8 protein-coding genes and 1 tRNA gene are annotated in these 10,618 nt (G+C 26.9%); 6 read left to right on the top strand and 3 right to left on the bottom strand.

Annotated elements, in window-relative coordinates:
• Positions 1 to 3 precede the first annotated feature (3 nt).
• Positions 4 to 423, top strand: coding sequence for a tRNA (adenosine(37)-N6)-threonylcarbamoyltransferase complex ATPase subunit type 1 TsaE (tsaE, locus tag KW512_RS01465; protein WP_258841727.1), 420 nt, complete (start codon positions 4 to 6; stop codon positions 421 to 423).
• Between the two features lie 587 nt (positions 424 to 1,010).
• Here tsaE and KW512_RS01460 read toward each other — a convergent pair.
• Positions 1,011 to 2,060, bottom strand: a complete 1,050-nt coding sequence (locus KW512_RS01460; RefSeq protein ID WP_258841726.1) for a YwaF family protein — start codon at positions 2,058 to 2,060, stop codon at positions 1,011 to 1,013.
• 139 nt (positions 2,061 to 2,199) lie between these two features.
• On the opposite strand from KW512_RS01460, the gene KW512_RS01455 reads away from it, so the two are divergent.
• The 4 genes from KW512_RS01455 to KW512_RS01440 are packed head-to-tail and all read left to right on the top strand — an operon-like array spanning position 2,200 to position 7,092.
• Positions 2,200 to 2,937, top strand: coding sequence for a lysophospholipid acyltransferase family protein (locus tag KW512_RS01455; protein WP_258841725.1), 738 nt, complete (start codon positions 2,200 to 2,202; stop codon positions 2,935 to 2,937).
• Positions 2,937 to 3,674, top strand: a complete 738-nt coding sequence (locus KW512_RS01450; protein ID WP_258841724.1) for a segregation/condensation protein A — start codon at positions 2,937 to 2,939, stop codon at positions 3,672 to 3,674. Before KW512_RS01455 ends, KW512_RS01450 begins: the two co-directional genes overlap by 1 nt.
• Positions 3,664 to 4,248, top strand: coding sequence for an SMC-Scp complex subunit ScpB (gene scpB, locus KW512_RS01445; RefSeq protein WP_258841723.1), 585 nt, complete (start codon positions 3,664 to 3,666; stop codon positions 4,246 to 4,248). Before KW512_RS01450 ends, scpB begins: the two co-directional genes overlap by 11 nt.
• 6 nt (positions 4,249 to 4,254) lie before the next feature.
• Positions 4,255 to 7,092, top strand: a complete 2,838-nt coding sequence (locus KW512_RS01440; RefSeq protein ID WP_258841722.1) for a lysylphosphatidylglycerol synthase transmembrane domain-containing protein — start codon at positions 4,255 to 4,257, stop codon at positions 7,090 to 7,092.
• On the opposite strand, the gene tsaD is transcribed toward KW512_RS01440, so the two are convergent.
• Complete coding sequence (gene tsaD / locus KW512_RS01435; protein ID WP_258841721.1) at positions 7,067 to 8,044, bottom strand: tRNA (adenosine(37)-N6)-threonylcarbamoyltransferase complex transferase subunit TsaD; 978 nt, start codon at positions 8,042 to 8,044, stop codon at positions 7,067 to 7,069. The genes KW512_RS01440 and tsaD overlap by 26 nt on opposite strands.
• Before the next feature lie 73 nt (positions 8,045 to 8,117).
• Between tsaD and KW512_RS01430 the strand changes: the two genes are divergently transcribed.
• Positions 8,118 to 8,208, top strand: a tRNA-Ser gene (locus KW512_RS01430).
• Between the two features lie 1,338 nt (positions 8,209 to 9,546).
• Here KW512_RS01430 and gap read toward each other — a convergent pair.
• Positions 9,547 to 10,557, bottom strand: coding sequence for a type I glyceraldehyde-3-phosphate dehydrogenase (gene gap, locus KW512_RS01425; protein ID WP_258841720.1), 1,011 nt, complete (start codon positions 10,555 to 10,557; stop codon positions 9,547 to 9,549).
• Between the last annotated feature and the right edge of the window lie 61 nt (positions 10,558 to 10,618).

Below are 10,618 nucleotides of genomic sequence, written 5' to 3'. Positions count from 1 at the left end.
TTTATGAACTTGGAACATATAGCTAAAAATTACCGTTTTTGTCAACAAATAATCTCCAAAACTTGCTCTGATTTGGAGATTATTTTTAATTTAATTATTAGTAAAAAAATTCAATTTATTTATTTAGTTGGCCCGTATGGCTCAGGAAAAACTGATTTTACAAAAAAATTTGCACGAAAAATCGGAATAAAAGACAAAATTATTTCCCCGTCATTTAATTTTATGTTCGCCTACGAGAATTTAGTTCATATTGATCTTGATAATTTTTCATCAAAACTGGACGAATTTCAGGACTATTTTGAGCAAAATTTTGTTGTAATTGAATGAGCAAACAAACTTGAGGAATTCTCTCAAAATTCAATTTTAATTAATTTTGAGATAATTAGCCCAGATTCAAGAAAAATTAAATTTTGCTGAAACTAAAACAAAAAAACCTATAAATTCATAGGTTTTTTTAGTTTTTTGGCAATAATTTAACCCTCCCTTTTGATGAGTTCCCCGGATTGATGGCAAAAATTCACTTTTTAGGAATATAAATGTGAAAAAATGCCCGTGAATTCGGGTTTTTTTGACGTTAAAACATTAATTTTTGTTTTTTAAAATTAACCCTTTGCAAAAAAAAAAAAAAAAAATGTTTGGTCTAAAAAAAATTTATGTTATAATAAAGCACACTAAGAATAATTAATAAATTTGGATTTAGAATTAAGGGGGAATTAGTTATGTTTTTGCCACAATAAACTCAGATAGTGCGAATTTTCCATTATATTTTTAAATATGATGGTATGCCTTAAATTTAACTGTTTAGAAATCTTCAAATTTAGGGCTTTTAGTTATTGTTCTTTCAAAACTTCATATGTTTTTTTAGGCTCGACGCAAATAAAAACGAGTTTTCTATTTGCATTGAGTTTAAATAGTAGTTGTTTTTTTATTATTTTATTGTTTTATCCATAAATTGATTTTTGCCAGTGTTTTAACTAAAAAAGCAGTTTAAACATTTCATATTTTGCTTTTTAAGTTAAGATTTTACTTTTTGTTAATATTTTAATTCACTTTTGGCTAAGGTTATTTTGACTTAAAACCTGTTTTCAACTTTTTGGTTCGCGCTTAGTTTCAATTTTTGGATTAGCAATTAAAAGATAAAAATTTAATTTTTCAAGGAACATTTTTGTCAAAAACACAATAAAAAATGCAAAAAGGAAAATAATTGTTAAAACTGGGAAATTTCACGGCCATTTTCCTAGTTCGCCAATGGTTGGTTGCCCATCTTTTCCCATATAAAATCAATTTCCGTTCCAGGCTATTTTGAGTCGATTGTCACCTTGGTTTTCAATTATTTTTTCAATTCCTCAACTTAGAAAAAAAGTAAAAGATGCCATTAAAAAAGTAAATAATATTGATTTTCAGAAACTTTTTATATCCAATTTTGAGTTTTTACCATTAATAAATGTTAAAAAAAATGGTAAAACCAAACTTAAAAGGTGGCTAAAAATAAACTCTCAAAAAAAATAATTATCAGGCGCTCAATTTATACCCAAATTTTTAGTTTTTGCCAAGTTGATTAACTCAGATTCACTAATATTTTGTTCAAATTTTATGCCTTGAAATTCAATGTCGTCCATAACAATTCCTACATCAAAGCCAATCTGTGGAAAAGATAAAGCTAAAATTGAGCCTAAAAAACCGGGAATTACTATGTATTTTGCCCAATTTGTCCTATTAAAAATCATTAAAGAGGCACAAATTAAAACAATAAGTCGACACAAATGTAGCGGCAGATATTCTCATTTATAGATATAATCATTAATTTCTAGCAAAATTGTTCGACTAATATATGAAAAAAATCAAATCAAAATACCAATAAAAATAAATCAATTTTTTATTCTATAAAATAAACTAACCTTAAATTGGATTTGGTTCTTGTGAATGTACCATGTTTCCAAATTTTTACGGAAAAAGTACAACACAACAATGCTTAGAAGACCTAAAATTAGTCCAATATAAACTATAAAAAAATATGAATTTGCATCTAAATCACTTTTTCTTCAATCAAAATAAAACATTTTATTTTTTAATTTCCATTAAAATAGATTTTAAGTGTTTTTAATTAAAATTTTAGGTTTTTTGGTATAATTATATAATTATAATTAAATTTCTATAAATTTTAATTAACTAAATTTAAAAAGAAAAAACAAAAATGAAATGATAATAAAATTGCGAATTGCTATTTTTTCAATAATCTGACTATTTAAAATACGTAAAATACGGTCTGTTTGAAAAAAATATTATAAAAAAAAAGTCGAACTTTCTCCTCAATATAGAAGCGATTTGGTTTTAAGTTACTCAAAGTTTATTTTAAAATTATTTGGCACAAAAATTAAAGTTTTTGGTTATGAAAATTTACCAAAAAATGCATCGATCTTAATTTCTAATCAAAATCACTTTTCTGACCACTTTGCATTATTTTCAGCACTTGAAAACCCATCAAAAGCTGAAGAAGATTTTAATCCAATTGTAAGTTTTTTTCTTGAAAAAAAGCGTTATTCCCGTAAAAATAAATGAATTTTTGGCTCACTTGACTCACAGTTTTTAGCTGAAAATGAACAAGAAAACTTAAAAAAGTTTCAAAATTTTTTAAAATCAATCCGTGAAAAACGTGCTTATGGAGTTATTTTTGCAAAAGAGAACTTCCATGACACAGAGCTAAATTTTCCAATTGAAATTTTTGAAACTATAAAAGAATCAGGACTTGCAATTGTCCCTGTTTCAATTAAAGTAGTTAAAAAAAATACAGATAAAAATCAGTCTAAAAAATTTAAAAATATCGAAATTTTCTTTCATAAACCTATAAAACCAGGCGCTGTTATTTCGCAGACAAGTAAATCTTTGAGTTTAGCCACAAAAAAAACTATTATTGATTTTTACAAAGGTGAAAAATAATGGATTACGATATAAAATTAGCTAATTTTTCAGGACCTTTAGAATTACTTTTAGATTTAGTAAGATCAAAAAACATTAATATTTTAGATATTGATCTTGTTGATTTAGCAACACAATATGTAAAAATAATTCAAATTTTAAAAGAAAAAAATATCCAAATTGCCAGCGAGTATTTAGTTATTGCTTCTACTTTAGTTCATTTAAAATCAAAAATTTTGCTTTTGCCAAGTAAAGAAGAAAAATTAAAACCTGAAGATGAAAAAGATCGTCTTGAATTTTTAGCTCTATTATATGACTATCAGCAAATTAAAAATATTGCAAATATGTTAAAAGAACAGCAAGAGCACCGAAATGATTATTTTGAAAAAAATACCTCAGATTACAATGATTTTCGCAGACCCCCCGACCCAAGTCAACTTGATGGACATTCATCAGTACATAATTTATATAAAGTGTTAAAATTAATGTTTGATAGAACAAAAGCAAAAAATCTCATTAAAATTAAAACCCAACAAGTCCAAGTGACAGCTGACGAGCAAAGTTTATGATTAAAAAATCTGTTAAAAAATGAAAATGAAATTGATTTTGAATACTTATTTTCACTTCCGACAATGAAACATTTTGTTATCACGATGATTTCAATGCTCGAAATGGCAAAAAAACAACTTCTACATTTAAAACAGGAGCAACAATTCTCAAAAATATCAATTTTCCGTGGGGGTTATGATGAAAACTAGAATTATTGAGGCAATTTTGTATCTTCAAGGTGAAAAAGGAGTTTCTTCTCAACAACTTCAGAGTGCACTTAAATTATCAAAAATTAATGAAGCTCGCAAACTTTTAAAAGATTTTTCAGTCGAATTTAACCGCCAAAAAAGAGGTATAATTGTTGTTGAATTTGCCGATATTTTCAAATTTGTTACCGCAAAAGATTTAAAACCTTTTATTATTGACTTTGTTGGAAATGAAAAAAAATATCGTCTTAGTAATTCAGCAATCGAAGTTGCCGCTATAATTGCCTATAAACAACCTGTAACAAGAAGTGTTATTGCCCAAATTCGTGGCGGAATTAATTCTGATTATATTGTAGGTTCGCTGTTAGCAAAAGGAATAATTGAGGAGTTAGGAACTGCTCCGAGCCCTGGAAATCCTACACTTTATGGTGTAACTTCGAGGTTTTTTGACTATTTCAAATTAAGATCGGCCAAAGATTTACCTAAATTTAAAGAATTTGATTTATTAGACATTATTGAAGATCCAGGCCAAAGCGAAAATTTTGATCTTTTTTCTTCTCAACGAGAAACTGAATAAAATTTTATGAAATATTTAGCAATTAATCGCGATGTTAACGTAGAAGACCAAAAGTTGATTTTTTTTAATTACGATTCCCCTCTTGAATTAAGTAATTCTAAAATTATCGGCTTTGTTGGTAATAAACCTAATTCAATAAATGAAAACTATATTTTTAGTTTAGCATCAACTATTTCTGATCTTGTTAAAGAAAAAAACTATCAGAAAATTTTAATTAATAGTAGTTCCAACAATTTTGGAATAGCTTTTGCATCAATTTTTTACAATGCTTTAGCCTCTGATCCTAACAAAGAAATCTTAATTTTTGAAGAAAAATTTGGATATTCCCAAAGTTTAGCCCGTCATTATTTTATAAATAATGATTTTGATTTTTTTATAAACATTGAAGTTAATCTGTCAAATAAAAATTTAAATTTAACAGTTTTAACCTTTTATAAAAAAAACTTAACACTTTTGACGGCTGAAGAAGAAAAAAAAATAAACAAAACCGAGCAAAAGCCATTTTTTTATAGAAGTTCACAAATTTATTTAACGCCAAAATTTCATATTAATTCAGACCATATTTCGAAATTTTACAGTTATTTTGACCTAAATTTCTACAAATTAGCCAATTTTTACCAGTTCTATGATTCAGAGTCAACTTATTTAACTAATTTTTTAAAAGATCATTTTGATAGTGAAAAAAGTAAATTTTTACCAATAAAAAGGAGTTTTCCGATTGAAAAAATTACAAGACAAGTTAGTGATAATTCAATAATTTGAAAAAAGATCACAACAAGCGCTAAATTTAAGACAAATGTAATTTTCTGGGTCAAAAAAAACAAAATTATAACTGCTATTCGTAAAAATTTTAACTTTAATATTATAAAAGATAATGATTTTCAGTTATTAGTGCTTGATTTTCTTGAAAGAAATTGAAAAAATGGGAAATACTTTTTGATAAGTCATCAGGCTAATAACTACATTTCTGAGTTTATTGAGCAGAAATTTGATGCTAAAATCACAAAATTTTGTGAATATAACGAGAATTCAGAAACTGAATTACTTAAAATTCGAGAAAAAACTAGTGATGAAGTTGTTGTTATAACATCAAAAAGTGTTCATTTTGTTCCTAAAGTTTCTGAAAATTCAATTAAATACGGAATTAGCACTAAATTTTCCATTCTTTGGTATGTCAAAATTTTTGAATTTTACACCCAAAATAATTTAAATATATTTGAAATTATCCAAAAGATGAAAACGGAGCTGAATTTTGTTTTCCAATATAAGTACCGAATGAAAGCAACTCCATCAACTTTTGATAAAATTGTAAATTTGCTTGTAAATGAAAATGATGCTCAATTTCGTCCACAAGGATACAGCATTTCAAATTCAGATTCAGGAAAGCATTCAATAAAACTAAAAATTAATTTACAAAATAACGATTTTTACAGATTAATTTACTTTAAACCAAAAGAAGAATTAACACTCTACACAAATTTTTTATCAAAAAATCATACTGAAAAACAAGCCGTTTTTTTGGAAAACCTTCTTATTGACAAAATTAAACTTGCAAATAAAAATCTAACATCATTAAAAAGCAACAGAACGAAGAATTTCCTTAAATTTGGGATTTTTATAACAGCTATTGTCGTAATTTTAATTATTTTATTTTATAATTTCTACAACTCTAGTTTTTCAGATGGCTCGCCTACAAAAATTTTTGTTAAATTTTATGAGTTTTTTTTCAAATCACGGGTAAACAGATTAGTTCTTATTGGCGCAATTGCCCATTTTATATTTTGAAATTTAACCTCAACCTTACAATTACGGCGAATTTTTAAACATCAAAAGGTAGAAACGAGATTTAGACACCTTTTTGTCGCCAGTTTTATTGCCACTTTTATGCAATTTTCTACACCTTTTTCATTTGGTGGCGAAATAAGTTATTATTGATATTTGCAAAAAAAGAAATATCCGTTGAAAAATATCAGCGCAACCTTGACATATAATGCCCTAATTCATCAGGTTTTTAATTTATTTGTCAGTTTGATTTTAATTCCAGTTGGCTTTATTTACTATCGCGACCTTTTTATTCTAGATTCTTGGGAAAAAATCATTTTCTTTGCTTGACTTATTGCTAATATTTTTTTAAATGTTTTAGTTTTATTAATAATTATAATTATTTCTGTTTGAAAAAAATTGCAATATTTGTTGATTAAAATATTTGTTTCACTTTTAAATCTCAATTTTTTAAAAAAAATTGAGGACAGACAAAGATTAGAATATCGTTTTCAATTTCTAATTGATAATTTCAAAAACCATTTTATGAAAGTTTTGTCTAATAAAAAACTGTTGACAAAAATACTTTTATTTTACAAATTCCCTGTTTTTTTCATAAATTTCTCTTTTGTAATTTTAATTGTCACTTTAAAAGAACAAGGTTTAGAACTAAGTACTATTAATTTTCACGATTATCTCAAATTTATATCAGGATTTACGCTTTTACAAATTTCAAACAACCTCTCGCCTTCTCCAGGTGGAGTTGGTTCAGCTGATTTAATAACAAAATTAATTTTCAAAAGTTTCTTTGACGAAGCAAACTCTTTAAATTTAGATATTTTTAACTTTACTAATAGAATTTATACTTGATTTTTACCTTATTTATTATCAGCAATTGGAATTTTGACTGTTTGAGTAGGTGAAAAAAGAGTTGATCGCTACAAAGAAATCCAAAATACGATGCAAGAAAACTTAGTTTTGAATTACAAACTAAAAAAACAGGATAGTCATTTCTTTTTTTATGCTTTATTTTTTTGAGCATTTGTTGCTATCGGGGTTATAGTTTCTGTTTTTGCGATTTAAGTTTTAGCTCAATTTGTGCAGCTTTTGCTATCATAGCGCCATTATCAGTACAAAATTCCCTTTTTGGAATAACAATTTTGTAATTTTTTTCATATTCTTTAAATAATGCTCTAATTCCAGAATTTGCTGCAACGCCACCAACTAAAGTTAGGGTTTTTATATTTTCATTGTTATTTAAAACAAAATCAAGCTGTCTTTTTAAATATTTTATTATTGTTTCTTGAAAGGAAACAGCAATTTTTTGGACATTTTTTAAATCAAGTTTATTTTTTTTCTTCATCTCGTTAGTAAAATTTATAACTTGAGTTTTTAGTCCGCTAAAAGAAAAATCCAAAGGATTTGCAAGCCTTTTTGGCAAACTGAAATTAATTAATTCGCCAATATTTTCCTGATTTTGTTGTCAAATTTGGTCAATTTTAGGCCCACCTGGCAACACTAAGCCTAAATTTCTGCCAATTTTATCATAAATTTCGCCCAGAGCATCATCAACTGTTGAGCCAATAATTTCAAGTTCACCCTCATTTTTAGCCAAAATTCATTGACTATGACCTCCAGAAATTAAAAGCGAAAGTGCTGGAAAAACAATTTCATCATCAATATTTGCCGACCAAAAATGTCCTAAAAGGTGGTTAACTGGAATTAAAGGCTTATTAAAATAAAGACTTAATGCGCTTGCAAATAAAAATCCTATTTTCAAAGGTCCCAATAATCCGGGATTATTTGTGTAGGCAATAGCATCAATCGAGGAAAAGTCAACGCGTTTTTGCAATAATTTTTCTAAAATTATTGCTAAATTTCGCGAATGTTCGCGAGCAGCAAGCTCTGGAATTGTGCCACCAAATTTTTGGTGAAATTCAATTTGGCTAATTGTTAAAATTATTTCGACTTTTTCATCACATAAAAGAGCAACAGACGCATCATCATGAGAGGTTTCAATACCTAAAATTTTCATTTTTCTGCCTTTTATTTTTTTTTTTTTTTTTTATTTTATTATATAATATTTTGTGCTATAATTATAAAAATATGGGCCAGTACTCAAGAGGCTGAAGAGGACGCACTGCTAACGCGTTAGGGGAGTGAAATCCCGCGCAGGTTCAAATCCTGTCTGGCCCGCCAAAATCCTTTCGTTTGTTTTGTTTTTAAACCATGATACATTAAAAAATACTTTATTTTTATTGCCTCCTTAGTTATTTTTTTTATATTTTGTCACTCCATTTATATATTAAATTATTTTTTTATGTTTTCATTCGTGTTTAGATACTCCCTTCTTAATTTTTATTTATAATTTGTTTTTGATTTTTTGTAAAATCATGTTTACAACCTCCTTTCTAAATTTTTATTTTGTAAGATAAATTTTATTTTTTGTAAAAGCATTTTTACAACCTCCTTTTCTTTATTTTTAGTATAATTTATTTTTTGGTTTTTTGTAAAAGAATTTTTAGTAATGCCTTTCTAAATTTTATTTTTAATTTACTTTTTCTTTTTTGTAAGTTCATGATTAGAACCTCCTTTCTAAATTTTTATTTATAAGTTAAATTTTCTTTTTGTGTAAAACCAAAATTTATTATGTGTGTTTACATGCATTTTTAAGGTTTCCTTTTATTTTTATTTATAAGTTATATTTTATTTTTGTAAATAACAAAAATCATTATTTTAGTCTCTCGTCGTTCTCAATAAAAAAGTCTATAAAAATCTCTAATCTCTATAAAAAAACTCAATAAAAAAAGGCAAATGAAAATTTGCCTTTTTTTATTGATTGGAATAAAATAATTATCTATTTCCCTGAGTTTCCCTGTTTGATGGCAAAAATTCACTTTTAGTGAATGTAAATACGCGAAAATACCGCTAAATCCGGGTTTTTTGACCTAGAATTTTAATTTTTATTATTTTAAAATCAACCTTTTGCAAAAAAAAAAAAAAAAAATACTTGGCCCAAGAAAAAATTATGTTATAATAAGTCTCACTAAGAATAATTAATAAATTTTGAGATTAGAATTAAGGGGGAATTAGTTATGTTTTTGCCATAAAAAAATCTGACAGCGTGAATTATCCATTATATTTTTAAATATGATGGAATGCCTTAAATTTAACCGTTTAGAAATCTACAAATTTATGGCTTTTAGTTATTGCTCTTTCAAAACTTCACATATTTTTTTAGGCTCAATTTAAATAAAAACGAGTTTTCTTTTTGCATTGAGTTTAAATAGTAGTTGTATTTTTTTATGATTTTTGTCAGTGTTTTAACTAAAAAAGTAGTTTAAATATTTCATAATTTTGCTTTTTAAGCTAAAATTTTAGCTTTTTTAGTTAATAAGTAAATTTTTCTTTCATTAGTGTTAGATTTAAAATTCAGTGTTTTTGCTTTAATAGTTATTTTTCTTGTGTTTGGTAAAAAAATTAGAAAAGTGCCCAAAAACCGGACACTTTTCTAATTGATTGAAGTAAAATAATTATCTATTTTTGAATAAAGTATCTAATAACTCTAACGAATTGTGCAACAAATGAAGATTCATTATCGTATCAAGTGTATAGTTTATATAATCTTTTGCCATCAACTTCAACAAATTTTGTTAAGGTTGCATCAAAAACCGAACCATGTGTGTCACCGATAATGTCGCTAGAAACAATAGGTTCGTCGCAATAAGCAAAAGACTCGCTTTCGTATTTTTTCATTGCTTTATTAACTTCTTCAATAGAAGGAGATGATTTTAATTCAACACTTAAGTCAACAAAAGAACCTGTAATTACCGGCACTCTTATAGCAATTCCGTCTAATTTTCCAGTTAAGGAAGGTACAACAAGGCCAATTGCTTTTGCAGCACCAGTTGAAGAAGGTACCAAGTTAACAGCAGCAGCACGTGCTCTTCTTAGATCCTTGTGTGGTGCATCTTGAATTCTTTGGTCGGCAGTATAAGCATGAACTGTTGTCATAAATCCATGGCTTATTCCAAATTCTTTATCAAGCGCATTTACAAGCGGAGCAAGCGCATTTGTTGTACATGATGCTGAAGATAAAATTTTATCATTTTCATCAATAGTGTGGCAATTTACATTGTGAACGATAGTTTTTACATCGCTTCCAGCAGGTGCAGAAACTAGAACTTTTTTTGCACCAGCATCAAGGTGTAAAGTAGCCCCAGCTTTTGATGCAAAACGCCCTGTACATTCAAGAACCAAATCAATTTCTAGTTGTCCTCAAGGCAACATTTCAGGTTCTCTTTCTGAAAAAACGCGAATTTTTTTGTCATTGATTACAAGATAATTCTTGTCTTCTTCTTTTAAAACGCTAACAGTTCCAGAAAATCTTCCTTGGGCAGAGTCGTATTTAAAAAGGTGAGCTAAAACAGATGCATCAGTCAGATCATTAATTGCAACAACCTCTAAATTTTCATCTTTAAGATCTAGAAGTTGGCGAAGAGCTAATCTACCGATTCTTCCAAAGCCATTAATTGCAATTTTTTTCATTATATTCCTCATTTCATTGATTTTTTTAGTCTAATTTTTTTAAAAAAAGTGACTAAATTTT

This window comes from Mesomycoplasma ovipneumoniae (assembly GCF_024758565.1).
In the GTDB taxonomy this organism is placed as follows: Bacteria; Bacillota_I; Bacilli_A; order Mycoplasmatales; family Metamycoplasmataceae; genus Mesomycoplasma; species Mesomycoplasma ovipneumoniae_B.
This window is presented reverse-complemented; position numbering and strand designations above follow the sequence as displayed.